Source organism: Streptomyces sp. 3214.6 (assembly GCF_900129855.1).
Lineage (GTDB): Bacteria > Actinomycetota > Actinomycetes > Streptomycetales > Streptomycetaceae > Streptomyces > Streptomyces soliscabiei.
In genome coordinates this window covers 7,379,173-7,403,438 of the sequence record NZ_LT670819.1, presented here as the reverse complement: position 1 = coordinate 7,403,438, position 24,266 = coordinate 7,379,173, and the positions used below count along the sequence as shown (strand labels likewise).

At 72.0% G+C, this 24,266-nt stretch carries 20 protein-coding genes and 1 pseudogene; 7 read left to right on the top strand and 14 right to left on the bottom strand.

Annotated elements, in window-relative coordinates:
* Positions 1 to 75 precede the first annotated feature (75 nt).
* From B5557_RS33475 to B5557_RS33465, 3 genes are all read right to left on the bottom strand, one after another.
* On the bottom strand, positions 76 to 1,536 hold the full coding sequence (locus B5557_RS33475; protein WP_079662971.1) for a glutamate synthase subunit beta: 1,461 nt from the start codon (positions 1,534 to 1,536) through the stop codon (positions 76 to 78).
* Complete coding sequence (gene gltB / locus B5557_RS33470) at positions 1,529 to 6,127, bottom strand: glutamate synthase large subunit (protein ID WP_079662970.1); 4,599 nt, start codon at positions 6,125 to 6,127, stop codon at positions 1,529 to 1,531. Before gltB ends, B5557_RS33475 begins: the two co-directional genes overlap by 8 nt.
* Before the next feature lie 384 nt (positions 6,128 to 6,511).
* Positions 6,512 to 7,243 carry a VIT1/CCC1 transporter family protein gene (locus B5557_RS33465; RefSeq protein ID WP_079662969.1) on the bottom strand — a complete coding sequence of 244 codons (732 nt, stop codon included), beginning with the start codon at positions 7,241 to 7,243 and terminating at the stop codon, positions 6,512 to 6,514.
* Positions 7,244 to 7,513: 270 nt separating this feature from the next.
* Here B5557_RS33465 and B5557_RS33460 point away from each other — a divergent pair, with 270 nt between their 5' ends.
* The 7 genes and pseudogenes from B5557_RS33460 (at position 7,514) to B5557_RS33430 (ending at position 15,097) form a co-directional block, all read left to right on the top strand.
* Positions 7,514 to 8,557 carry an ADP-ribosylglycohydrolase family protein gene (locus B5557_RS33460; RefSeq protein WP_107472662.1) on the top strand — a complete coding sequence of 348 codons (1,044 nt, stop codon included), beginning with the start codon at positions 7,514 to 7,516 and terminating at the stop codon, positions 8,555 to 8,557.
* Positions 8,473 to 9,858 (top strand): ADP-ribosylglycohydrolase family protein, encoded by a 1,386-nt coding sequence (locus B5557_RS33455; protein ID WP_443031298.1) that lies wholly within the window; start codon positions 8,473 to 8,475, stop codon positions 9,856 to 9,858. The genes B5557_RS33460 and B5557_RS33455 overlap by 85 nt, the downstream gene beginning before the upstream one ends.
* A gap of 8 nt (positions 9,859 to 9,866) precedes the next feature.
* Positions 9,867 to 11,078, top strand: coding sequence for an ADP-ribosylglycohydrolase family protein (locus B5557_RS33450; protein ID WP_079662967.1), 1,212 nt, complete (start codon positions 9,867 to 9,869; stop codon positions 11,076 to 11,078).
* Positions 11,066 to 12,445 (top strand): ADP-ribosylglycohydrolase family protein, encoded by a 1,380-nt coding sequence (locus B5557_RS33445; RefSeq protein ID WP_079662966.1) that lies wholly within the window; start codon positions 11,066 to 11,068, stop codon positions 12,443 to 12,445. The genes B5557_RS33450 and B5557_RS33445 overlap by 13 nt, the downstream gene beginning before the upstream one ends.
* 5 nt (positions 12,446 to 12,450) lie before the next feature.
* A pseudogene (locus tag B5557_RS33440) lies at positions 12,451 to 13,062 on the top strand (PfkB family carbohydrate kinase); the annotation flags it as partial.
* Positions 13,059 to 14,255 carry a CaiB/BaiF CoA transferase family protein gene (locus B5557_RS33435; RefSeq protein ID WP_079662965.1) on the top strand — a complete coding sequence of 399 codons (1,197 nt, stop codon included), beginning with the start codon at positions 13,059 to 13,061 and terminating at the stop codon, positions 14,253 to 14,255. The pseudogene B5557_RS33440 and the gene B5557_RS33435, both read left to right, overlap by 4 nt.
* Entirely contained in the window at positions 14,252 to 15,097 is an 846-nt protein-coding gene (locus tag B5557_RS33430) for an HpcH/HpaI aldolase/citrate lyase family protein (protein WP_079662964.1), read from the top strand. The genes B5557_RS33435 and B5557_RS33430 overlap by 4 nt, the downstream gene beginning before the upstream one ends.
* 78 nt (positions 15,098 to 15,175) lie before the next feature.
* Here B5557_RS33430 and lgt read toward each other — a convergent pair whose 3' ends face one another.
* From lgt to hisI, 11 genes are all read right to left on the bottom strand, one after another.
* Positions 15,176 to 16,300: a prolipoprotein diacylglyceryl transferase gene (lgt, locus tag B5557_RS33425; RefSeq protein WP_079662963.1), complete on the bottom strand. Its 1,125-nt coding sequence runs from the start codon at positions 16,298 to 16,300 to the stop codon at positions 15,176 to 15,178.
* 94 nt (positions 16,301 to 16,394) lie between these two features.
* Entirely contained in the window at positions 16,395 to 17,171 is a 777-nt protein-coding gene (locus B5557_RS33420) for a thioredoxin domain-containing protein (RefSeq protein WP_079662962.1), read from the bottom strand.
* 77 nt (positions 17,172 to 17,248) lie between these two features.
* Positions 17,249 to 18,070, bottom strand: a complete 822-nt coding sequence (gene trpA / locus B5557_RS33415) for a tryptophan synthase subunit alpha (RefSeq protein WP_079662961.1) — start codon at positions 18,068 to 18,070, stop codon at positions 17,249 to 17,251.
* A gap of 11 nt (positions 18,071 to 18,081) precedes the next feature.
* Positions 18,082 to 19,371: a tryptophan synthase subunit beta gene (gene trpB / locus B5557_RS33410; protein WP_079662960.1), complete on the bottom strand. Its 1,290-nt coding sequence runs from the start codon at positions 19,369 to 19,371 to the stop codon at positions 18,082 to 18,084.
* A 68-nt stretch (positions 19,372 to 19,439) separates the two neighbouring features.
* On the bottom strand, positions 19,440 to 19,682 hold the full coding sequence (gene trpM / locus B5557_RS46385; protein ID WP_079662959.1) for a tryptophan biosynthesis modulator TrpM: 243 nt from the start codon (positions 19,680 to 19,682) through the stop codon (positions 19,440 to 19,442).
* 22 nt (positions 19,683 to 19,704) lie between these two features.
* Complete coding sequence (gene trpC / locus B5557_RS33400) at positions 19,705 to 20,514, bottom strand: indole-3-glycerol phosphate synthase TrpC (RefSeq protein WP_079662958.1); 810 nt, start codon at positions 20,512 to 20,514, stop codon at positions 19,705 to 19,707.
* Positions 20,515 to 20,646: 132 nt separating this feature from the next.
* Positions 20,647 to 21,081, bottom strand: a complete 435-nt coding sequence (locus B5557_RS33395) for a DUF2752 domain-containing protein (RefSeq protein WP_079662957.1) — start codon at positions 21,079 to 21,081, stop codon at positions 20,647 to 20,649.
* Positions 21,082 to 21,161: 80 nt separating this feature from the next.
* On the bottom strand, positions 21,162 to 21,413 hold the full coding sequence (locus tag B5557_RS33390; protein ID WP_079662956.1) for an HGxxPAAW family protein: 252 nt from the start codon (positions 21,411 to 21,413) through the stop codon (positions 21,162 to 21,164).
* A 154-nt stretch (positions 21,414 to 21,567) separates the two neighbouring features.
* Positions 21,568 to 22,218, bottom strand: a complete 651-nt coding sequence (locus B5557_RS33385; RefSeq protein ID WP_079662955.1) for a TIGR02234 family membrane protein — start codon at positions 22,216 to 22,218, stop codon at positions 21,568 to 21,570.
* A 137-nt stretch (positions 22,219 to 22,355) separates the two neighbouring features.
* Positions 22,356 to 23,846, bottom strand: coding sequence for an anthranilate synthase component I (locus B5557_RS33380; RefSeq protein WP_079662954.1), 1,491 nt, complete (start codon positions 23,844 to 23,846; stop codon positions 22,356 to 22,358).
* 11 nt (positions 23,847 to 23,857) lie between these two features.
* Complete coding sequence (hisI, locus tag B5557_RS33375) at positions 23,858 to 24,250, bottom strand: phosphoribosyl-AMP cyclohydrolase (RefSeq protein WP_079662953.1); 393 nt, start codon at positions 24,248 to 24,250, stop codon at positions 23,858 to 23,860.
* Positions 24,251 to 24,266 lie beyond the last annotated feature (16 nt).

Genomic DNA, 24,266 nt, shown 5'->3' with positions numbered 1-24,266 from the left:
GGTCGGGGACTGTTGGGCAGGCGCCGTCTGTGTTCCGTACGCCTTTGTACGGGACGTATGGGAGGCCTCGGGCCGTCAGACCATCAGCGAGCGGTCCGTCGGGCGGATCGGGGCCGGCAGTTCGCTCGCGCCGGTCAGGAACCGGTCGACGCCGCGGGCGGCCGAGCGCCCCTCCGCGATCGCCCACACGATGAGGGACTGGCCGCGGCCCGCGTCACCGGCGACGTACACGCCGGGGACATTGGTCTGGAAGTCGGCGTCGCGGGCGATGTTGCCGCGCTCGTCGAGCTCCAGGCCGAACTGCTCGACCAGGCCGTTCTCGCGGTCGGTGCCGGTGAAGCCCATGGCGAGGGTGACCAGCTGGGCGGGGATCTTGCGCTCCGTGCCCGGCTTCGGGGTCAGCCTGCCGTCGACGAACTCGACCTCGGTGAGGTGCAGCCACTGGACGTTGCCGTCCTCGTCGCCCTCGAAGTGGGTGGTGGAGACGGAGTAGACCCGCTCACCGCCCTCCTCGTGCGCCGAGGTGACCTTGTACAGCATCGGGAAGGTCGGCCACGGCTGGCCGGCGCTGCGCTCCTCGCCCGGGCGGGGCATGATCTCCAGCTGCGTGACGGAGGCCGCGCCCTGGCGGTGGGCGGTGCCCACGCAGTCCGCGCCGGTGTCGCCGCCGCCGATGACCACGACGTGCTTGCCCTCGGCCGAGACGGGCGAGACCACGTAGTCGCCCTCCTGGACCTTGTTGGACAGCGGCAGGTACTCCATGGCCTGGTAGACGCCCTTGAGCTCGCGCCCCGGCACCGGCAGGTCACGGGCGGTCGTCGCGCCGGCGGCGATGACGATCGCGTCGTAGCGCTTCTTCAGGTCGGTCGCCTTGAGGTCGCGGCCGATCTCGATGCCGGTGCGGAAGCGGGTGCCCTCCGCGCGCATCTGCTCGATGCGGCGGTTGATGTGCCGCTTCTCCATCTTGAACTCGGGGATGCCGTACCGCAGGAGACCACCGATGCGGTCCGCGCGCTCGTAGACGGCGACGGTGTGGCCGGCCCGGGTCAGCTGCTGGGCGGCGGCCAGGCCCGCCGGGCCCGAGCCGATGACCGCGACGGTCTTGCCGGACAGCCGCTCCGGGGCCTGCGGGGCGACGTCACCGGTCTCCCACGCCTTGTCGATGATCGAGACCTCGACGTTCTTGATGGTGACGGCCGGCTGGTTGATGCCCAGCACACACGCCGACTCGCACGGGGCGGGGCACAGACGGCCCGTGAACTCCGGGAAGTTGTTCGTGGCGTGCAGGCGCTCGGAGGCCGCCGTCCAGTCCTCGCGGTAGGCGAAGTCGTTCCACTCGGGGATCAGGTTCCCCAGCGGACAGCCGTTGTGGCAGAACGGGATGCCGCAGTCCATGCACCGGCTGGCCTGCTTGCCGATGATCGGCAGCAGCGAACCGGGGACGTAGACCTCGTTCCAGTCCTTCAGACGCACGTCGACGGGACGGGACTTGGCGACCTCACGGCCGTGGTTCAAAAAGCCCTTCGGGTCAGCCATTGGTCGCCGCCTCCATCATCTTCTCGGTGATCTCGGACTCGGAGAGTCCCGCTCGCTCGGCGGCGTCCCTGGCGGCGAGCACTGCCTTGTACGTGCTGGGGATGATCTTGCTGAAGCGTTCCGCGGACACGTCCCAGTCGGCGAGCAGCTTCTCGGCGACCGTCGAGCCGGTCTCCTCGGCGTGGCGGCGCACCACGTCGTGCAGCCACTGCTTGTCGCCGTCGTCAAGCGCCTCGACGGCGTCCAGGTTGCCGACGTTGACGTTGTCGCGGTTGAGGTCGATCACGTAGGCGATGCCGCCGGACATACCGGCCGCGAAGTTGCGGCCCGTCTCGCCGAGGACCACCGCGCGACCGCCGGTCATGTACTCGCAGCCGTGGTCGCCCACGCCCTCGGAGACGACCGTCGCGCCGGAGTTGCGGACGCAGAACCGCTCACCGGTGCGGCCGCGCAGGAACAGTTCGCCGCCGGTCGCGCCGTAGGCGATGGTGTTGCCCGCGATCGTCGAGTACTCGGCGAGGTGGTCGGCGCCCCGGTCCGGGCGGACGATGACGCGGCCGCCGGAGAGGCCCTTGCCGACGTAGTCGTTGGCGTCGCCCTCCAGGCGCAGCGTGACACCGCGCGGGAGGAAGGCGCCGAAGGACTGGCCCGCGGAGCCGGTGAAGGTGATGTCGATGGTGTCCTCGGGCAGGCCCGCACCGCCGAACTTCTTCGTGACCTCGTGGCCGAGCATGGTGCCGACCGTGCGGTTGATGTTGCGGATGGAGACCTGGGCGCGCACCGGCTGGGCGTCGGTCGCCGAGTCCGCGGCCAGGGCGTCGGCGGCGAGCTTGATCAGCTCGTTGTCGAGCGCCTTCTCCAGGCCGTGGTCCTGCTCGATGACCTGGTGCAGCGCCGCGCCCTCGGGCAGGGCGGGCACGTGGAACAGCGGGGCCAGGTTCAGGCCCTGCGCCTTCCAGTGGTCGACGGCGCGCTCGACGTCGAGGACCTCGGCGTGGCCGACGGCCTCCTCGATCGAGCGGAAGCCCAGCTCGGCGAGGAGCTCGCGGACCTCTTCGGCGATGAACTTGAAGAAGTTCACGACGTATTCGGCCTTGCCGGCGAAGCGGTCGCGCAGCACCGGGTTCTGGGTGGCGATGCCGACCGGGCAGGTGTCGAGGTGGCAGACGCGCATCATGACGCAGCCGGAGACGACGAGCGGCGCGGTCGCGAAACCGAACTCCTCGGCGCCGAGCAGCGCGGCGATGATCACGTCACGGCCGGTCTTCAGCTGGCCGTCGGTCTGTACGACGATGCGGTCGCGCAGGCCGTTGAGCAGCAGCGTCTGCTGGGTCTCGGCGAGGCCGAGTTCCCAGGGACCGCCCGCGTGCTTCAGCGAGGTCAGCGGCGAGGCGCCCGTGCCGCCGTCGTGGCCGGAGATCAGGACGACGTCCGCGTGGGCCTTCGACACACCTGCGGCGACCGTGCCGACGCCGACCTCGGAGACCAGCTTCACGTGAATCCGCGCCTGCGGGTTCGCGTTCTTCAGGTCGTGGATCAGCTGGGCGAGGTCCTCGATGGAGTAGATGTCGTGGTGCGGCGGCGGGGAGATCAGACCGACGCCCGGGGTGGAGTGACGGGTCTTGGCGACCCACGGGTACACCTTGTGGCCGGGCAGCTGGCCGCCCTCGCCGGGCTTGGCGCCCTGGGCCATCTTGATCTGGATGTCGTCCGCGTTGACCAGGTACTCGCTCGTCACGCCGAAGCGGCCGGAGGCGACCTGCTTGATGGCGGAACGGCGCGCCGGGTCGTACAGGCGGTCCGCGTCCTCGCCGCCCTCACCGGTGTTGGACTTGCCGCCCAGCTGGTTCATGGCGATGGCGAGGGTCTCGTGCGCCTCCAGGGAGATGGAGCCGTACGACATGGCGCCGGTGGAGAACCGCTTGACGATCTCGGAGACCGGCTCGACCTCGTCGATGGAGATCGGCGCGCGGCCGGACTTGAAGCCGAAGAGTCCGCGCAGCGTCATCAGGCGCTCGGACTGCTCGTTCACGCGGTCCGTGTACTTCTTGAAGATGTCGTAGCGGGCCGTGCGCGTGGAGTGCTGGAGGCGGAAGACCGTCTCCGGGTCGAACAGGTGCGGCTCGCCCTCGCGGCGCCACTGGTACTCGCCGCCTATCTCCAGGGCGCGGTGGGCGGGCGCGATGCCGGACGCCGGGTAGGCCTTGGCGTGGCGGGCGGCGACCTCCTTGGCGACGACGTCGATGCCGACGCCGCCGATCTTGGTGGCGGTGCCGCTGAAGTACGTGGCGACGAACGCGTCGTCCAGGCCGACGGCCTCGAAGACCTGGGCGCCCCGGTAGGAGGCGACGGTCGAGATGCCCATCTTGGACATGACCTTCAGAACGCCCTTGCCGAGGGCGTAGATCAGGTTGCGGATCGCCTGCTCGGGCTCCATGCCGGCGAGGAAGGTGCCCGCGCGCAGCAGGTCCTCGACCGACTCCATGGCCAGGTACGGGTTGACGGCGGCGGCGCCGAACCCGATGAGCAGGGCGACGTGGTGGACCTCGCGGACGTCGCCGGCCTCGACCAGCAGGCCCACCTGGGTGCGCTGCTTGGTGCGGATGAGGTGGTGGTGGACGGCCGCGGTGAGCAGCAGCGACGGGATCGGCGCGTGCTCGGCGTCGGAGTGGCGGTCCGACAGGACGATGAGGCGGGCGCCGTTGTCTATGGCGGCGTCGGCCTCGGCGCAGATCTCGTCGATGCGCGCGGCGAGGGCGTCGCCGCCGCCGTGCACCCGGTACAGGCCGGAGAGCGTCGCGGCCTTGAAGCCGGGCATGTCGCCGTCGGCGTTGATGTGGATGAGCTTGGCCAGCTCGTCGTTGTCGATCACCGGGAAGGGCAGGGTGACCGAACGACACGATGCGGCCGTGGGCTCGAGCAGGTTGCCCTCGGGGCCCAGGGAGGAGCGCAGCGAGGTGACGAGCTCCTCGCGGATGGCGTCCAGCGGCGGGTTGGTGACCTGCGCGAACAGCTGCGTGAAGTAGTCGAACAGCAGTCGCGGGCGGGCGGAGAGCGCGGCGATCGGCGAGTCGGTGCCCATCGAGCCGATCGGCTCGGCGGCGGCCTTCGCCATCGGCGCGAGCAGGACGCGCAGCTCTTCCTCGGTGTAGCCGAAGGTCTGCTGGCGGCGGGTGACCGAGGCGTGGGTGTGCACGATGTGCTCGCGCTCGGGCAGGTCGCCGAGCTCGATCTCGCCGGCTTCCAGCCACTCGGCGTAGGGGTTCTCGGCGGCGAGCTGGGCCTTGATCTCGTCGTCCTCGATGATGCGGTGCTCGGCGGTGTCGACGAGGAACATGCGGCCGGGCTGCAGGCGACCCTTGCGGACGACCTTGGCGGGGTCGATGTCGAGGACGCCGACCTCGGAGCCGAGGACGACGAGGCCGTCGTCGGTGACCCAGTAGCGGCCAGGGCGCAGGCCGTTGCGGTCGAGGACCGCGCCGACCTGGGTGCCGTCGGTGAAGGTGACGCAGGCCGGGCCGTCCCAGGGCTCCATCATCGTGGAGTGGAACTGGTAGAAGGCGCGCCGGGCCGGGTCCATGGAGTCGTGGTTCTCCCACGCCTCCGGGATCATCATCAGCACGGAGTGGGGCAGCGAGCGGCCGCCGAGGTGGAGCAGTTCGAGCACCTCGTCGAAGGACGCCGAGTCGGAGGCGTCCGGCGTGCACACCGGGAAGATCCGCTCGATGGCCTTCTCGTCGGAGCCGAAGACGTCCGAGACGAGCTGCGACTCCCGCGCGGTCATCCAGTTGCGGTTGCCCTTGACGGTGTTGATCTCACCGTTGTGCGCGACGAAGCGGTACGGGTGCGCGAGCGGCCACGACGGGAAGGTGTTCGTGGAGAAGCGCGAGTGGACGAGCGACACGGCCGAGGCGAAGCGGCGGTCGGACAGGTCCGGGAAGAAGGGTTCGAGCTGGCCGGTGGTCAGCATGCCCTTGTAGACGATGGTCCGCGCGGACAGCGAGGTGAAGTACACGCCGGCCTCGCGCTCGGCGCGCTTGCGCAGCACGAACGCCTTGCGGTCGAGGTCGATGCCCTGGGAGGCGCCGTCGGTCACGAAGACCTGGCGGAAGGCGGGCATCGTGGAGCGGGCGGTGGCGCCGAGGAGTTCGGGGGCGACCGGGACCTCGCGCCAGCCGAGGACGGTGAGGCCCTCGTCGTCGGCGATCGTCTCGATCTGCGAGACGGCGTCCTGCAGGCCGTCCTCGGGGAGGAAGGCGATACCGACGGCGTAGCCGCCGGCCTCGGGCAGCTCGAAACCGGCCACCTCGCGGAAGAAGGCGTCGGGGACCTGGGTGAGGATGCCCGCGCCATCGCCGGAGTCCGGCTCGGAGCCGGTGGCGCCGCGGTGTTCGAGGTTGCGCAGAACGGTGAGCGCCTGCTCGACCAGCGTGTGGCTCGCCTCACCGGTGAGGGTGGCCACGAAGCCGACGCCACAGGCGTCGTGCTCGTTGCGGGGGTCGTACATACCCTGCGCAGCAGGGCGAGCATCCATGAAGGACCAGTTCTGGCCATTCGCGGAATGCTGGGACGGCTGGCGCGGCGTACGCATCGGCTCTCCCGTCGTCGTCTCAAGTGGCATATCTGGCGTGCGAAGGGACGACGTTGGCCCTCTGCGTGAGCGCAAAATTTCGTGCAGGTTACATGATGGAGCGGTTCTCGGGAACCGGATACTCCGTTCCAACATGCGGACGCCACGAGCTCGCGAAAAGGGTCTCGCGCACGTGGCTGAAAGTTATATGGGGACCGGACGGGACGAGATCGATCAGATCGGTGTCCGTCGGCCCGAAGGGCGGGGGGAGCGGCGTCGTTCACCCCGCAAGTGCGCCGCAGGCGTCATTGCCCACAGCGCTTACGGCTCATGCCCGCTGGTTAAGCATCCGAAACCAGTCAGTAACGACTACTTATACGGCCCATCGCATATGTAGCAGCCGGTCTATCCTACGGCCGTTCCGAACAAAGTGCCCAGGGCGTACGTCACACCGGCTGCCGCGCCTCCGAGCGCGAGCTGCCGCAGTCCGCTGAACCACCAGGTCCGCGCGGTCACCCGGGCCACCACGGCGCCGCAGCCGAACAGCCCGAACAGCGCCAGCAGCACGGCCGGCCACAGCGAGGCGGCCCCCAGCAGATACGGCAGGACGGGCAGCAGCGCGCCGAGGGCGAACGCCCCGAAGCTCGACACGGCGGCGACCAGCGGCGAGGGCAGATCCGAGGGATCGATGCCCAACTCCTCACGGGCGTGTATCTCCAGGGCCTGCTCGGGATCGCGCGAGAGCTGCTGCGCGACCTGCCGGGCCAGCTCGGGCTCGACGCCCCGGGACTCGTACAGCGCGGCGAGCTCGGCCTCCTCGTCCTGCGGGTGCTTTCTCAGCTCCCCGCGCTCCACGTCGAGCTCGGCCTCGACGAGCTCGCGCTGCGAGGCGACGGAGGTGTACTCGCCGGCGGCCATCGAGAAGGCGCCCGCGGCGAGACCGGCAAGCCCGGTGATGACGATGGTCTGCTGGCCGACGGACCCGCCGGCGACACCGGTCATCAGCGCGAGGTTGGAGACCAGGCCGTCCATCGCCCCGAACACGGCGGGCCGCAGCCAGCCACCGTTGACGTCCCGGTGCGTGTGGTTGTCGCGGTGCGCCTCGTGCAGTGTGGCTTCGGTCTCGATGATGGCCATGAAGATCCCCCAGATAGCTAAGGCAAAGCTAACTTTAGACAAGTTCCAATATCTGACAACGCCAAAGATACGCGCGCTCATTCCCGCCCGCCAGCAAGGCGAGGATGCCCTAACCTGCGCCTTTACCCTCGGTCGCTCATTCGATCGATAGGCCGCCCATATGTCGACCGGGTGACATGAGGAGCTTTCAGGCTCAGGTCAACCGCCGATGGTGGGACACATCCGCAAAGGGTTCCGCGCTCGTGCGGGCCCCCGAAGGAGAGGCCGTGCATGGCATCGATCCGTGAACGGGCCCGCGGCGCCCTGCTCGGCCTCGCCGTGGGAGACGCCCTCGGCGCACCCGCCGAGAACATGAAGCCCTCCGAGATCCGCGCCCGCTGGGGCCGCATCACGGGCTACGTCAGCGAGAGGCCGGCCGGCACGGACGACACGGAGTACGCGATCTTCTCCGGCCTGCTCCTCGCCCGCCACGGCTCCGCACTCACCCCGGTCCACGTGGAGGCGGCCTGGCACCAGTGGATCGCCGACCGCGACGAGGGCCCCTTCCGCGGCGCCGGCTTCAGCGAACGCGGCACCCTGGAGAACCTCCGCCGAGGCCTCGCGGCGCCCATCTCGGCACAGCACCGGCACGCGTGGAGCGACGGTCTGGCGATGCGCGCGGCCCCCTTCGGCGTCTTCGCCGCGGGCCGCCCGGCCGAAGCGGCCCGTCTGGTCGCGATCGACGGCGCGGTCAGCCACGACGGCGAGGGCATCTACGGCGGCCAGGCGGTCGCGGCGGGCGTGGCGGCGGCGATGGCCGGAGCGCCGGCGATCGCCGTCGTGGCCTCGGCGCTGGCGGTGATCCCCGAGGACTCCTGGACGGCCCGTTCCCTGCGCCGGGCGGTGACGGTGGCCCACCGCGGCGAACGGGCGGTCCGCTCCGCCGTCGTCATCGGCGGCTACCCCTGGACCGACCTGGCCCCCGAAGCCGTCGCCCTCGCCTTCGGCGCCTACGCGGCGGCCGACGGCGACTTCCGCGAGGCCGTCCTCGCCGCCGTGAACATGGGCCGCGACGCCGACACGACGGCGGCGGTCGCCGGGGCGCTGGCCGGCGCGAGCCGGGGCGCCTCGGCGATCCCCGCGCAGTGGGCGGCCGCCATCGGCCCGGCCCGGGGCAGTTGCCTGCCCTCCATGGCCGGCCACCACGTCCTGGACGTGGCGGAGCTGCTGGTACCCGAAGAGGGCGGCAAATGGGGCGAGGGCATGATCGCCGAGGACCTCGTCCCAAGCCTGATCACCCTGCCGACGACCGACACGACGGAGGCACGACGGTGAAACCACCGGCCCCATGGGACGAGGGAACGGCCTCGGCGACGACGACACTCCCGAACACCCCCGCAGCCGCCGACGGCGAGCAGGCCCCCGAGGGGCCACCGGCACCCGACGACGAACGTTCCACGGCTGGTGCGGGTGGGAGCAACAGGGCCGAAGGCACAGCCGAGGCCGTGTCGAACCGAACCCGCCCTCACCGAGTCGAAGGCCTCCTGCTCGGCCTGGCCGCGGGCGACGCCGCAGGCTGGCCCGCGGCCCGCCACCGAGCCGCCCGCATGCCCGAGTGGACACGCCGCCTCACCCGAGAACTCGACACCTTCGCCGAACACAACGCCACCACCACCCTCCCCGTCCCCATCGCCCTCAACCAACCCCCCGAACCCCTCCGCCTCGGCCCCTCCGACGACGCCGAGTGGGCGGCGTTCGCCGCCGAGGCGGTCCTGCGGGCGGGCGACGACACCGCCCTCGGCGACCTCAGCCGGGAACGCCGGATGCGCGCCGCCATCGACCTCACCTGGAACGCGATCGCCAGCGAGGTCGCCGCGGCGGCCGACCGCGCGCCCGAGGTCGAGTCCGCCGTCCTCCCGCTGCGCGCCCGCATCTCCGTCCGCGCCGGCCTCGGCAACCTCGCCGCCGGACTGCGACCGCCCGCCACCGGCCACGACAACCCCCACTACTTCGACGACGCGGCCTGCGTACGCGCCTGCGTCCTCGCGGTGGCCCACCCCGGCAACCCCCGACTCGCCGCCGACCTCGCCGAGTTCGACGCCCGCTACACCCAGGACGGCGACGGCGTGCACGGCGCCCGCGCGATGGCGGCGGCCCTGGCGCTGGCCCTCGTCGGCGCGGACCCCGCCGCCTGCGTCACCGCGGCCCTCGCCGAACTCCCCGACCACACCGAGATCGGCCGCAACGCCCGCCACGCGCTCAAGCTGGCCCACGACGCCGTCAGCGCCTTCGCTCTCATCCCCCTCCTGGAACACCAGATCGTCGACCACGTCTACAGCTACGGCATCGCGGCGGCGGAGACGGTCCCGGTGGCTTTGGCGCTGGTGACTGCGTCCGGCGGCCGTATCGCCGAAGCGGTGCCGGCGGCGGCCTGTCTCTCCCGGGTCGCAGACTCGGCTCCGGCCCTCGCGGGCGCGCTGACAGGCGCGTTGGGCGGCGGCCCCGCGATCCCGGCCGCGTGGCGCGACAGCTGCCGCACCCTCTCCGGCTGCGTACTCCCCCGTCTCACCGGCACCGACCTGGTGGAACTCGCCGAACTCCTGGAAGCCACACAACCGGCCCCACCAGGAGGATGATTCGGGGCATGAAGCCCAAAGCGCGAGAAAGCACCACAGCGCAAGAAGGCGCCCACGCACCTGACAGCAACGGCGCGACCCTGGAAGAACGCATCACCGGCGCCCTCGTGGGAGCCGCCGTCGGCGACGCCCTCGGCGGGCCCGTCGAGGGCTACTCCCCCGACCAGATCCTTCAGCGCCACGGCGGCCGCGTCCACGGCGTCGTCGGCCCCTGGAACGGCGACGACTGGCGCACCGCCCGCCCGATCGCCCCGTACCACAAGGGCGACGGCCACGTCACCGACGACACCTTGATGACGCACGCGCTGATCAGGGTCTACGCCACGGTCCGCGACCACCTGGACGCCTACGCGATCGCCGACCACCTGGTTCCGGACCTGATGACGAACCCCCGCTGGATCCCGGAACTGGAAACCGAGGCCCTCCCCCTGCACCGTCTCTTCCTGGCGGAGAAATGGCTCGTCACGCGGCTGCACTACGGCCATGCCGACCCCCGTGAGGCCGGCGTCGGCAACATCGTCAACTGCGGTGCGGCGATGTACATGGCCCCGGTGGGCCTGGTCAACGCGGCCGACCCGGCGGGCGCGTACACCGAGGCGCTGGACATCGCGGGCGCCCACCAGTCGTCGTACGGGCGGGAGGCGGCGGGGGTCTTCGCGGCGGCGGTGGCGGCGGCCTGCGCCCCGGACGCGACCCCGGACTCGGTGGTCGCGGCCTGTCTGTCGCTGGCGAGGGACGGCACGCGTGCGGCGATCGAGAAGGTCTGCGAAGAGGCGGCCCGGCACACCGACTTCGAGTCCGCGCTGGCCCCGCTGCGGCAGGCGGTGACGCCGTACGACACCGTGGGCCCCGACTACCGTCGGCCCTCGCTGGGCGCCCGCCGTCCGTCCCGTCTGCACGCGATCGAGGAACTCCCCGTCGCCCTGGGCATGTTGCTGGTGGCGGGCGGCGACTACCGGCAGGCGGTGCTGGGCTCGGTGAACTACGGCCGCGACTGCGACTCCATCGCGACGATGGCGGGAGCGGTGGCGGGCGCCCTGGGCTCGCCGGTCCCGGACGAGTGGTCGAAGCAGGTCGCCGAGGCCAGCCGCCTCGACCTCCGGCAGCCGGCGGCGGCGCTCACCGAGGTCGCCCGGGAGATCTTCGACCGCGACATGCGCCGTCACCGCGCCCACGCGCAGGCGTTCGCCGCCCTCGGAGGACCGCGATGCTCCGACTGACCTGGATCCAGCCGGAGGACCTCGTCGGCCACGAACTGCGCCAGGCCGCCCAGGACGGCCGGGAACCGTCGGCGATCGCCGCCCGCTGGAAGGCGGCGGGAGGCTGCGAGGCCCCGCCCCGGGCGGGCGCCTCCCCCGGGCGTGCCTCCCGCTATCTGCGGCTGCTCGCGGAAGACCTCCTGGACGAACTCGCGGACCTGCCCAGCCGGTTGGCGGACGACGAGCCGACGGATCTGGAGAAGATCAGGGCCCGGTGCCCCCGGTGGCCGGTCCGGCCGGCCGGTGCGCGCCTCGCTGCCCCCACCCGGGCCGGGCTGGAAGCGGCCTGGCTGGGCCGGGCCGTCGGCTGCCTCCTCGGCAAACCCGTCGAGAAGCTCCCCCTGGACGCCATCCGCGCCCTCGCCCGCTCCACCGGCAACTGGCCCCTCAGCGGCTACTTCACGGCCCGCGGAGTCCCCCGGGACCTGCTGGAGGCCCACCCCTGGAACCGCCGCTCGGCCCCCACCTCCCTCGCCGAGAACATCGACGGGATGCCCGAGGACGACGACCTCAACTACCCCCTCCTCAACCTCCTCCTGCTCCAGCGCCACGGCAGCGACTTCACGACCACGGACGTGGCGCGGCTCTGGCTGGACGAACTCCCCGCCGGCCGCGCCTTCACCGCCGAACGCGTCGCCCTGCGCAACCTCCTGACCGGCATCGAACCCCCGCACACCGCCCGCCACCGCAACCCCTTCCGCGAGTGGATCGGCGCCCTCATCCGCGCCGACGTCCACGGCTGGACCAACCCCGGCGACCCGGCCGGCGCAGCCGAACAGGCCCACCGCGACGCCACCCTCACCCACACCGCCAACGGCGTCTACGCGGCGATGTTCACGGCGGCCGTCATCGCCACGGCCGCGACCGGCGACCACGACGTCCACGCCTGCCTGCGCACCGGCCTGACCGTCGTCCCACCCCGCTCGCGCCTCGCCCAGGCCGTCACCCACGCGACCCAACTGGCGCAGGAACACCGCGACTTCGACACCGTCGTGGACGAACTCCACGCCGCCCACAAGACGCACCACTGGGTCCACGCGATCCCCAACACCGCCCTGATCGCCGCCGCCCTCACCCACGCCGACGGCGACTTCAGCGCCTCCGTCTGCCGCGCCGTGTCCGGCGGCCTGGACACCGATTCCAACGGCGCGACGGCCGGCAGCGTCGCCGCCCTCCTCGCCGGCGACCCGGCCGCCCTCCCCGACCGCTGGACGGCCCCCCTCAAGAACCGCCTGGCCACCTCCGTCGCCGACCTGGGCGGCATCGGCTTCGACACCCTGGCCCACCTGACCTGGTCCCTCACCCACCGGGAGGCTTCCCGCCCATGACCGACATCGTCGTCCCCGGCGCCAACGGCACCGTCGACCACCTCGTCCCCGGCGACGAAGTGCTCATCTCCTCCGCCGACGCCCTCCTGCTCCAGCTCGAAGTCCCGCCGGCGGCGGTCGTCGCGGGCGCCCGGGCAGCCCGCGCGCACGGCGTCCGGACGATCCTCACCCCGGCCCCCGCCCAGCCCCTTCCGCCCGAACTCCTCGCCGCCACCGACCTGTTGGTCCCCAACGAGCACGAGGCCACCGCCCTCACCGGCCGCACCGACCCGCGGGAGGCGGCCACCGCCCTGCCGGACAGCGTCCCGGAGGTGGTCGTCACCCTGGGCTCGGCCGGCAGCCGCTACGCGGCCCGCGGCGCCGAACCCCTCACCGAGCCCGCCCCGCACGTCGCCGCCGTCGACTCCACCGGCGCGGGCGACACGTTCGTCGGCGCCCTCGCCGATGGGGGTCCCCCCGCTCGAGCGAAGCCGAGAGTGGGGGACCTCGGCGAGGAACGCCCCGTACGGGAGGCCCTGGCCTGGGCCGCCGCCGCGGCCGACCCCTCGGTCCAGCGGCCAGGCGCTTCCGCGTCGATGCCGTACCGCTCCGAGATCGACAAGCAGTACGCCTCATGACCGGGACGACCTCTCCCCTGCACGGGCTTCGCGTCCTCGATCTCGCCACCCTCTTCGCCGGCCCGCTCGCCGCGACCATGCTCGGCGACTTCGGCGCGGAGGTCATCAAGGTCGAGCACCCCGCCCAGCCGGACCCCTCCCGGGGCCACGGCCCGTCCAAGGACGGCGTGGGCCTGTGGTGGAAGCTCCTGGGCCGCAACAAGCGCACGATCACCCTGAACCTCTCCCGGCCCGGCGGGCGCGCCACCCTCCTGCGCCTCGCCGCCACCGCCGACGTGATCATCGAGAACTTCCGTCCCGGCACCCTGGAGAAGTGGGACCTCGGCTGGGAGGACCTGTCGGCGGCCAACCCCCGACTGGTCCTCACCCGGGTGACCGCCTTCGGCCAGTTCGGCCCCTACGCGCATCGCCCCGGCTTCGGCACCCTCGCCGAGGCGATGAGCGGCTTCGCCGCGATCACGGGCGAACCGGACGCCTCCCCGACCCTGCCGCCCTTCGGCCTGGCCGACTCCATCGCGGGCCTGGCCACCGCCTACGCCGTCATGACGGCCCTCGCCGCCCGCGAGCGCACCGGCGAGGGCCAGGTCGTCGACATGGCGATCATCGAGCCCATCCTCACCGTCCTCGGCCCCCAGCCCCTCTGGTACGACCAGCTGGGCTACGTCCAAGCCCGCACCGGCAACCGGTCCGCCAACAACGCGCCGCGCAACACCTACCGCACCGCCGACGGCGACTGGGTCGCCGTCTCGACGTCCGCCCAGTCGGTCGCGGAACGGGTGCTGCGCCTGGTCGGCCGGCCCGACCTGATCGACGAGCCCTGGTTCGCGACGGGCGCCGACCGGGCCGCCCACGCCGACGTCCTCGACGAGGCGGTCGGCGCCTGGATCGCCGCCCGCACCCGCACCGACGTCCTCGCCGCGTTCGAGAAGGCGGAGGCGGCCATCGCCCCGATCCAGGACGTACGGGACGTGATGACCGACCCCCAGTACCAGGCCCTCGACACGATCACCGCGGTCGACGACCCGGAGCTGGGCCGGATCCGCATGCAGAACGTCCTGTTCCGGCTCTCCTCGACCCCCGGCGCGATCCGCTGGACCGGCCGCCCGCACGGCGCCGACACGGAGACGGTGCTGACCGAGCTCGGCCTGACCCCAACCGAGCTGAGAGCCCTCCGACAAGAGGGCGCACTATGACGACCTCCCCGACTACACCCCCGCTGACCTGGCTGTATGCCCCCGGCGACCGCCCACAGACCGTCACCAAGGCGCTCGCCTGCGGCGCCGACGTCGTCATCATCGACCTGGAGGACGCGGTCGCCCCGGACCGCAAGGAGTACGCCCGCACGGCCACCGCCGAACGCCTGTCCGAGCCTCAGCCGGTTCCGGTCCATGTCCGGGTGAACGCCCTGGACAGCCCCTTCGCCGCGGCGGACCTCCGCAGCGTGGCCGCCCTCCCCGGGGTCGCCGGCCTGCGCCTGCCGAAGGTGACGTCCCCGCACCAGATCACCCGGGTCGCCGAGACCGTGCCCCGGGCCGACCGTGGAGCCACCCCCCTCCACGCCCTCCTGGAAACAGCCCTCGGCATCGAACACGCCTACGCCATCGCCCGCTCCCACCCCTCCCTGCGCGGCATCGCCCTCGGCGAGGCGGACCTGCGCGCCGACCTGGGCCTGCGCGACGACGCGGGCCTCGACTGGTGCCGCTCCCGTGTCGTCGTCGCCGCCCGGGCCGCGGGCCTGGCGTCCCCGCCCCAGTCGGTGCACCCCGACATCCGCGACCTGGAGGGCCTGGCCACCACCTGCGCCCACGGCCGCACCCTCGGCTTCCTGGGCCGCGCCGCCATCCACCCCCGCCAGCTCCCGATCATCGAACGGGCCTATCTGCCCACGGAGCGGGAACTGGAAGAGGCCGAGACGATCGTCAAGGCCGCGGCCCGGGAGCAGGGCGCCCAGGCCCTTCCGGACGGCCGGTTCATCGACGCGGCGGTGGTGGCGACGGCACAGCGCACCCTGTCACTGGCACCACGCAAGGGCTGAACCCTCGCCCGCCGCCACCACACACGACGAGGGCGCCCGGCAAACCCGGGCGCCCTCGTCGTGTCGTACGGTCAGCCGTCAGCTCTTCTTGCCGGCCGACTCGGCCTCGTCCTTGACCTCGGTCTTCACTTCGGTCTTCACCTCGGCAGGCTCCGCCTCGGCCTTCGCCGCGCCCTTCGCTCCGGCATTGGCCTTGTCCTTCACGGGGGCCTTTTCCTCGACCTTGGCCTCGGCGCTTTCGTCGACCTGGGCCTCGGACTCTTCCTTGCCCTCCGCCTTGCCCTCCGCCTTGGCCTTGGCCTCGCCCTTGTCCGCGTCCCCGGACTTGTCCTCGTCCTCGGAGACCTCACCGGCGTCACCGGCCTCACCGCCGGCGGCGCCCTCGGAGACACCCGGCTCGACGACCGCTTCACGGCCCGGCCGCTTCTTCGCCGAGATCACGATGTACGTCACCGCGAGCACGAACACGACCAGCGCGGTCCAGTCGTTCAGCCGCAGGCCCAGGATGTGGTGAGCGTCGTCGACGCGCATGTACTCGATCCACGCCCGGCCCACGCAGTACGCGGCGACGTACAGCGCGAAGGCCCGGCCATGGCCCAGCTTGAAGCGGCGGTCGGCCCAGATGACAAGAAGGGCGACGCCGATGCACCACAGTGATTCGTACAGGAACGTCGGGTGGTAGTACCCGGGAACCCGGCCGTCCGCCGAGGACGTGATGTGCAGCGCCCAGGGGAGGTCGGTCTCCTTGCCGTACAGCTCCTGGTTGAACCAGTTGCCCCAGCGGCCGATCGCCTGCGCGAGGGCGATACCGGGCGCGATGGCGTCGGCGTACACGGGCAGGGCGATGCCCCGGCGGCGACAGCCGATCCACGCGCCGACCGCTCCGAGCGCGATCGCGCCCCAGATGCCGAGGCCGCCCTCCCAGACCTTGAAGGCGTCCACCCAGTCACGGCCCTCGCTGAAGTACAGCTCGTAGTCCGTGATCACGTGGTAGAGCCGGCCTCCGACCAGCCCGAAGGGCACCGCCCAGACGGCGATGTCGGCCACCGTGCCGGCCCGCCCGCCCCGGGCGACCCAGCGCCTGTTGCCGAGCCAGACCGCGACGAAGACGCCGATGATGATGCAGAACGCGTAGCCGCGCAGCGGAATGGGGCCGAGGTACAGCACCCCGTGCGACGGGCTGGGAATGTAGGCAATTTCCATGGCGAGGTCGACGCTACCGTGCCGGACCGGGCCGACGGCAGGCAGCCCGGCAACGGCTCCATAACGGGCAGGTGTGAAAGGGCCTTACCCCTTGTCACCCTTTGTCGGCCTCCTCCACCATCTGCTTCAGCTTCGCCGGTGTCATCGACTGGTCCGCGTAGATGTTCTTCCCGTTGAACAGGACGGTCGGAGTGCCGCCGAAGTGACCGCTCTGGAAGGCCTGGTTGGACTTCACGACCCAGCTGCTGTGCGTGCCGTCCTCGACACAGGTGCGATACGCCGGCGTGTCCAGGCCGTCGACCTTGCCCGCGAGCTCGATGACCTTGGCGTTCTTGGCATAGGCGTCGTTCGTTTCCTCCGGCTGGTTCTCGTACAGCACATCGTGGTAAAGGGGGAACTTTCCGGCGTCCTGGGCGCAGGCCGCCGCGTTCGCCGCGTTGCGGGAGCCGCTGCCGCCCAGGTTGCCGTCGATGAGAGTGGCCAGGTGGTACTCGACCTTGAGTTTTCCGGCCTGCGTCAGCTCGTGGATCGTCGGGCGGTACGCCGCCTCGAAGGCCTTGCAGGCCGGGCAGCGGAAGTCCTCCCACACGGTGAGCGTGGACCTGGCGCCGTCCTTGCCGACCGGGATCGCCAGCGCGTCCTGGCCCTGGGCCCCCGAAGGCGCCACGACCGGGCCCGCCTTGTCACTGCTGTTGTCCTTGCCGGAGTTCGCGGCGACGACGCCGATCACCGCCGCCAGACCCAGCACACAGACCACGCTCGCGCCGACGATCAGTGTGCGCCGCCGCCGCTCGGCGGCCTTCTGCTTCTCGCGCTCCGCCGCCAGCCGTTCCCGGGCGTTGCGCTTTCCGTCACGGTTCTTCTCGCTCACACCCCCAGAACGAACCGGGGAGGCGCATTGCGCCTCCCCGACCCCAGGTCCACCCGTTCGGGTGAGCGAACCTCTTGTCACACCTGTCGGCGCACGCCCTTCGCCAGCTCGCCCGCGAGCGCGCGGACGGCCTCGACGCCGGCCGCGTCGTCCGGCGCGTCCAGCATCCGCTTGACGAAGGCCGAGCCGACGATCACGCCGTCGGCGAAGCCGGCCACCTCGGCGGCCTGCGCGGCGTCGGACACGCCGAGGCCGACGCAGACGGGCAGCCCGGTGCCGGTGGCCCGGGTCCGCTCGACCAGGTCCTGGGCCTGCGCGCCCACCGACTCCCGGGTGCCGGTGACGCCCATCAGCGAGGCCGCGTAGACGAAGCCGCTGCCCGCCTCGGTGATCTGGGCGAGCCGCGCGTCCTTGCTGCTCGGCGCCACGACGAAGACCGTCGCGAGACCGTGCTTGTCGGCGTGCTCCCTCCACAGCGCCGACTCCTGCACGGGCAGGTCGGGCAGGATGCAGCCCGCGCCGCCCGCCTCGGCCAGCTCGGCGGTGAACCGCTCGACGCCGTAGCGGTCGATCGGGTTCCAGTACGTCATGACGAGGACCGGCTTCCCGGTCGCCGCGAAGACCTCGCGGACCGTGCGCATGACGTCCGCGATCCGCACCCCGCCCCGCAGGGCGATGTCGTCGGCGGTCTGGATGACCGGTCCGTCGAGGACGGGGTCGCTGTGCGGCAGACCGACCTCGATGACGTCCGCGCCGCCGTCGAGGACGGCCTTGATCGCCTCGATGCCGCCGTCCACGGTCGGGAACCCGGCCGGGAGGTAGGCGATGAGCGCGGCGCGGCCCTCGGCCTTGGTGCCGGCGAGGGTGTCGGACAGCAGCCGGCCCTTCGTACTGTTCAATGCGGCCCCGCTCACTTGGCGTCCCCCTCGATCTCCGCGGTGGCGGCCGCGTCGGCGGCGACCTCGGCGTCCACGCCGTTGTCGTACAGCCCGAAGTAGCGGGCTGCCGTGTCCATGTCCTTGTCGCCGCGGCCGGACAGGTTGACGATGATCAGCCCGTCCTTGCCGAGTTCCCTGCCGACCTCCAGGGCGCCGGCCAGCGCGTGCGCGCTCTCGATGGCCGGGATGATGCCCTCGGTGCGTGACAGCAGACGCAGCGCCTGCATGGCCGCGTCGTCGGTGACCGCGCGGTACTCGCCGCGCCCACTGTCCTTGAGGTAGGAGTGCTCGGGGCCGATGCCCGGATAGTCCAGGCCCGCCGAGATGGAGTACGGCTCGGTGATCTGCCCCTCGTCGTCCTGGAGGACGTAGGAGCGGGAGCCGTGCAGGATGCCGGGCTCGCCCGCGGTCAGGGTCGCCGCGTGCTCGCCGGTCTCGAGGCCGTGGCCGGCCGGCTCGCAGCCGATGAGGCGGACGGAGGCGTCCGGGATGAAGGCGTGGAAGAGGCCGATGGCGTTGGAGCCGCCGCCGACGCAGGCGACGGCCGCGTCGGGCAGTCGTCCGGCGCGCTCCAGGAGCTGGCGGCGGGCCTCGACGCCGATGACGCGGTGGAAGTCGCGGACCATCGCCGGGAAGGGGTGCGGTCCTGCGACCGTGCCGAACAGATAGTGGGTGTGGTCGACGTTGGCGACCCAGTCTCTGAACGCCTCGTTGATGGCGTCCTTCAGCGTGCGGCTGCCGGACTTCACGGCCACGACCTCGGCGCCCAGCATGCGCATCCGGGCCACGTTGAGGGCCTGGCGCTGGGTGTCGATCTCGCCCATGTAGATCGTGCACTCGAGGCCGAACAGGGCGCAGGCGGTGGCCGTGGCCACGCCGTGCTGGCCCGCTCCGGTCTCGGCGATCACGCGTGTCTTGCCCATGCGCTTGGTGAGCAGCGCCTGGCCGAGCACGTTGTTGATCTTGTGGGAGCCGGTGTGGTTGAGGTCCTCGCGCTTGAGGAACATCCGGGCGCCGCCCGCTTCCGCGGCGAAACGGGGGACCTCGGTGAGCGCGGAGGGGCGACCCGTGTAGTTGACGAGCAGGTCGTCGAGCTCGCGGGCGAACGCGGGGTCGTGCTTGGCCTTGTCGTACTCGACGGCCACCTCGTCCACGGCGGCGACGAGGGCCTCCGGGATGAACTTGCCGCCGAACGCGCCGAAGTAGCCTTCGGCGCTGGGGACTTGACCCTCGGGGTCGGGAATGAAGAACTCGCTGGGCATGCGGAAACCTCACGGTGAGTTTGTGGAAAGAACTAATCGCCGTGGGGGGCAGGGGTTGTTGTACGGCCTCAGGCCGTCTGTGGCTGGTCGCGCACGCGCGGCGGTAGCCGCAGATCGAACAGAGCCCCGCGCCCCTTGTAGGTCCGCCGCTGCCATCGCATACCGTTCACTTGGCCCGGCTCGTCTCCGATGACGTACCGCACCCTGCGGCCGTGCACCCTGCGAGCGGGCGCGCGACAGCCACGCGGGCGGCAGCCGCGCGCGAGGCGGGCGTACCGGTCCGCGGTCGTCGCGGGGGTCGTCGGAGTCATCGGAGGCAACTCTACCCAGCCGTCAGCCGCGGCCGTGGCGCAGTGCCGGGTGTTCGCCCGCTGCCACCAGGTCGGCGACCGCCGTCTTGGGGTCGCGGCCCGTCACCAGGGACTCGCCGACCAGGACCGCGTCGGCGCCGGCGTTGGCGTACGCGATGAGGTCGTGCGGGCCCCGGACGCCGGACTCGGCGACCTTGACGATGTGGGCCGGGATCTCGGGGGCGACGCGGTCGAAGGTGCCGCGGTCCACCTCGAGGGTCTTCAGGTTGCGCGCGTTGACGCCGATCACCTTGGCGCCCGCGTCGACGGCGCGCTCCACCTCGTCCTCGTCGTGGACCTCGACGAGCGGGGTGAGGCCGATGGAGACGGCGCGCTCGATGAGCGACTCCAGGGCGGACTGCTCCAGGGCGGCCACGATCAGCAGCGCGAGGTCGGCGCCGTACGCGCGGGCCTCCCACAGCTGGTACGAGGTGACGATGAAGTCCTTGCGCAGCACGGGGATGTCCACGCGCGCGCGTACCGCTTCGAGGTCGGCCAACGAGCCGCCGAAACGGCGCTGTTCGGTGAGGACGGAGATGACGGCCGCACCGCCCGCCTCGTAGTCGGCGGCCAGGCCGGCCGGGTCGGCGATGGCGGCCAGCGCGCCCTTGGACGGGCTGGAGCGCTTCACCTCGCAGATGACCTTGACGCCGTCGCCGCGCAGGGCGGCGACGCCGTCCTTGGCGGCCGGGGCCTTCGCCGCGCGCTCCTTGAGCTCGTCGAGGCTGACGCGCGCCTGCCGCTCCGCGAGGTCGGCACGGACTCCGTCGATGATCTCGTCGAGGACACTCACGCGAGCGGCCTCCTTCCGGCAAGCGGTGGAAAACGATGGTCACTGTGATGGTATCCGGAGGAAGGCGAAGGCCTCACATCCGGTTGACGGCGGTCCCAGTACCTGGACGTTCGCCGGTTGATCTCCGGTTGATCAAGGATGCAGCCAGCCGCCGAAAGGCAGGTTCCGGACAACCGTGAAGATCAGCAGCGTCGCGCCCAGCGCCCAGAGCCGGACCGGGGTGAGGTCGACGCGCAGGGGGCGTCCGCGGGCCGCGCGGGTCACCCAGACGGTCCACAGCACCGCGAAGCCCAGATAGGCGGCGACGGCCGGCGCGTTGTCCTGGAGGGCGGCCTGGAAGTCCCCGTGCGCGAAGGCGTGCGCGCTGCGCAGGCCGCCGCAGCCGGGGCAGTACAGGCCGGTGTAGCGCAGCAGCGGGCAGGCCGGGTAGTGGCCGGGTTCGTTGGGGTCGACGGTCGCGACGTAGGCGAAGGCGGCGACGACGGCCGCGAGGATCCCGGCGGGCACGGCGAGTCGTGCGGCGGTCGTCGAGGTCACCCTCTGGCTGTCGGCGTTCACGCCTCGCATTGTGCCCCGGCGGGGCGCCGCGCGCGCGTGAGGGGCGGCCGGTTCCGCACCGGCCGCCCCTCACGAAGTCGTACGGGACCTCAGCCCTCGACGCTCGCCGGCTCGCGGGTCGCCGCGACCTGGTGCACCGGGTGCACGTCCTTCGACTGGCCCAGGCCCGCGGCGCGCATCGCCATGCCGACCACCCCGGAGAGGGCCACGATCGCCATGCCGGCCCAGAACCCGAGCGGCTCGGCCATCACCATGAACGCGCCCGCGACGGTGAAACCGATGATGGCGATGATGACGCCGGTCCAGGCGGCCGGGGTGTGTCCGTGGCTGCTGCCCGCCATGACTTGCTCCTCATTGCTGTCTCTGTGTCCGTCCGAGCCGGACGCTCGTCGTCCATTGTCCCGTACGCAGGCGCGTGCCGGACGCGGGGGTGGTATCCGGTCGCGTCTGATTCACCACATCGGGAACCGGGGACGGCGACCTGGTCGGGCCGGTTCAGGCCGGGCCCATGCCGGTGGGGTCCTCGCCTCGGTCCAGGGCCTTCCACATGTCCTCGGGCCGGTCGGGGTCGACGGGCGCCTGCGCGCGCCGGGGGCGCGGGGCGCCGTCGCGTTCGTAGCGGCCGGACATGGCGGGCCACAGGCGGCCGTAGCGCAGGGCGAGCAGGCCGGCCAGGAGGATCAGGGCGCCGCCCGCGGCCGCCGCGTAGGGCCAGGCGGTGTGGGTGAACGAGGCGACGGTGGCAGAGGTGTCGCCGGACGCCTTCGCGGCCTGCTCGTCGAGTGCGGAGCCGTCGGAGGCGCCGAGCAGGGCGGCGGTCATGATGCCGGCTCCGGAGAGCGCGAGCAGGGCGGAGACCGCGAAGCGGCCGGCCCTGCGGACGGCGAAGACGGCGACGAGCGCGGCGAGGCCCACTATGGCGAGCGCCGCGGGCACGCCCGTGACGTCGCTGCCCTTGGCGGTCAGGGGGAAGGCGCCGCCGGCCACCGTCGCCGTGCCGTGCGACCAGCGCTGCCGGGTCGACAGCAGGGCCACGGCCGCGCCCAGCGCACCGCACAGCAGGGCGAGGGCGAGGCTGCGGCGGCCGGACCGGGCGGCGGCGTCGGATGCGGAACGGGGGTGAGGAACAGCAGTCACGTACCCCACTATCGCCTGAACCCCGGGCGAACCGTCACCCGGGGCGCACGTGAGACGCGTCCTACTGTGCGGGAATCCGTCCGAAGTCGTCCCGGAGTCGTCGCGAAGTCGTCCCGGAGTCGTCCCGGAGTCGCCCGGAAAGAGCCCTACTCGTGCGCGGGCCGCCCGAGGCGGTTGGCGGTGTGGACGGCGCGCAGGACCGCCGCGGCCTTGTTGCGGCACTCCTGGTCCTCGGCGACCGGGTCGGAGTCGGCGACGATGCCGGCGCCGGCCTGGACGTAGGCCGTGCCGTCGCGCAGCAGGGCGGTGCGGATGGCGATGGCGGTGTCGGAGTCGCCCGCGAAGTCCAGGTAGCCGACGCAGCCGCCGTACAGGCCGCGTCGGGAGGGTTCCAGCTCGTCGATGATCTGCATGGCGCGCGGCTTGGGGGCGCCGGAGAGGGTGCCGGCGGGGAAGCAGGCGGTGAGCACGTCGAAGGCGGTGCGGCCGGTGGCGACCCTGCCGGTGACCGTGGAGACGATGTGCATCACATGCGAGTACCGCTCGACGGACATGAAGTCGACGACCTCGACCGAGCCCGGCTCGCAGACCCGGCCCAGGTCGTTGCGGCCGAGGTCGACGAGCATGAGGTGCTCGGCGCGTTCCTTGGGGTCCGCGAGCAGTTCGTCGGCGAGGGCCTGGTCCTCCTGCGGGGTGGCCCCGCGGTGCCGGGTGCCGGCGATGGGGTGGACCATCGCCTGTCCGTCCGCGACCTTGACGAGCGCCTCGGGGCTGGAGCCCACGACGTCGAAGCCGTCGAAGCGGAAGAGGTACATGTACGGGGAGGGGTTGGTGGCCCGCAGCACGCGGTACACGTCCAACGCGCTTGCCGTGCACGGCGTTTCGAAGCGCTGGGAGGGGACGACCTGGAAGGCCTCGCCCGCGCGGATGCGCTCCTTGACGTCCTCGACGGCCGTCTGGAAGTCGGGGCCGCCCCACAGCGCGGTGTACTCGGGCAGTTCGGAGGGCGGGAGGACGGCCGGGGGCTGGGCGACCGGGCGGGAGAGGTCGGCCTCCATGGCGTCCAGGCGGGCGACCGCGTCCGCGTGGGCCTCGTCGACGCCCGTGTCGAGGTCGTTGTGGTTGATCGCGTTGGCGATCAGCAGGACAGAGCCCTCCCAGTGGTCCATGACGGCGAGGTCGCTGGTCAGGAGCATGGTCAGCTCGGGCAGTTTCAGGTCGTCCCGCTCGCCGGGGCCGATCTTCTCCAGGCGGCGCACGATGTCGTAGCCGAGGTAGCCGACCATACCGCCGGTGAAGGGCGGCATGCCCTCCTGGTGCGGGGTGTGCAGCGCCTCGATGGTGGCGCGCAGGGCGGCCAGCGGGTCGCCGTCCGTGGGGACCCCGACGGGCGGGGTGCCGAGCCAGTGGGCCTGGCCGTCGAGCGCGGTGAGGGTGGCGGAGCTGCGGACGCCCACGAAGGAGTACCGGGACCAGGAGCGGCCGTTCTCCGCGGACTCCAGCAGGAAGGTGCCGGTGCGCTCGGCCGCGAGCTTGCGGTAGAGCGCGACCGGGGTGTCGCCGTCGGCGAGGAGCTTGCGGGTGACCGGGATGACACGGCGGTCGCCGGCCAGCTTGCGGAACGTCTCGAGGTCCATGGCGGCTGACCTTACTGATCCGAGGCGGTTACGCCGGAATCGGCGTCCTTGAGGAGCACGTCGGCGTCGAAGCAGGTGCGCGCGCCGGTGTGACAGGCGGCGCCGACCTGGTCGACCTTGACCAGCACGGTGTCGGCGTCGCAGTCGAGGGCGACGGACTTGACCCACTGGAAGTGGCCGGAGGTGTCGCCCTTGACCCAGTACTCCTGGCGGCTGCGCGACCAGTACGTGCAGCGGCCGGTGGTGAGGGTGCGGTGCAGCGCCTCGTCGTCCATCCAGCCGAGCATGAGCACCTCACCGGTGTCGTACTGCTGGGCGATGGCGGGGACGAGCCCGTCGGCGCTGCGCCTGAGGCGCGCGGCGATCTCGGGGTCCAGGCTGCTGGGCGGGGGCGTGCTGGTCATGCTGCCATTCTGCCGC

What these genes read in the sequence shown, in the direction of transcription:
- B5557_RS33475 (WP_079662971.1), bottom strand. Translation starts at nt 1,536, where the DNA reads ATGGCTGACCCGAAGGGCTTTTTGAACCACGGCCGTGAGGTCGCCAAG.
- gltB (WP_079662970.1), bottom strand. Translation starts at nt 6,127, where the DNA reads ATGCGTACGCCGCGCCAGCCGTCCCAGCATTCCGCGAATGGCCAGAAC.
- B5557_RS33465 (WP_079662969.1), bottom strand. Translation starts at nt 7,243, where the DNA reads ATGGCCATCATCGAGACCGAAGCCACACTGCACGAGGCGCACCGCGAC.
- B5557_RS33460 (WP_107472662.1), top strand. Translation starts at nt 7,514, where the DNA reads ATGGCATCGATCCGTGAACGGGCCCGCGGCGCCCTGCTCGGCCTCGCC.
- B5557_RS33455 (WP_443031298.1), top strand. Translation starts at nt 8,473, where the DNA reads ATGGGGCGAGGGCATGATCGCCGAGGACCTCGTCCCAAGCCTGATCAC.
- B5557_RS33450 (WP_079662967.1), top strand. Translation starts at nt 9,867, where the DNA reads ATGAAGCCCAAAGCGCGAGAAAGCACCACAGCGCAAGAAGGCGCCCAC.
- B5557_RS33445 (WP_079662966.1), top strand. Translation starts at nt 11,066, where the DNA reads ATGCTCCGACTGACCTGGATCCAGCCGGAGGACCTCGTCGGCCACGAA.
- B5557_RS33435 (WP_079662965.1), top strand. Translation starts at nt 13,059, where the DNA reads ATGACCGGGACGACCTCTCCCCTGCACGGGCTTCGCGTCCTCGATCTC.
- B5557_RS33430 (WP_079662964.1), top strand. Translation starts at nt 14,252, where the DNA reads ATGACGACCTCCCCGACTACACCCCCGCTGACCTGGCTGTATGCCCCC.
- lgt (WP_079662963.1), bottom strand. Translation starts at nt 16,300, where the DNA reads ATGGAAATTGCCTACATTCCCAGCCCGTCGCACGGGGTGCTGTACCTC.
- trpB (WP_079662960.1), bottom strand. Translation starts at nt 19,371, where the DNA reads ATGCCCAGCGAGTTCTTCATTCCCGACCCCGAGGGTCAAGTCCCCAGC.
- trpM (WP_079662959.1), bottom strand. Translation starts at nt 19,682, where the DNA reads ATGACTCCGACGACCCCCGCGACGACCGCGGACCGGTACGCCCGCCTC.
- B5557_RS33395 (WP_079662957.1), bottom strand. Translation starts at nt 21,081, where the DNA reads ATGCGAGGCGTGAACGCCGACAGCCAGAGGGTGACCTCGACGACCGCC.
- B5557_RS33390 (WP_079662956.1), bottom strand. Translation starts at nt 21,413, where the DNA reads ATGGCGGGCAGCAGCCACGGACACACCCCGGCCGCCTGGACCGGCGTC.
- B5557_RS33380 (WP_079662954.1), bottom strand. Translation starts at nt 23,846, where the DNA reads ATGGACCTCGAGACGTTCCGCAAGCTGGCCGGCGACCGCCGTGTCATC.
- hisI (WP_079662953.1), bottom strand. Translation starts at nt 24,250, where the DNA reads ATGACCAGCACGCCCCCGCCCAGCAGCCTGGACCCCGAGATCGCCGCG.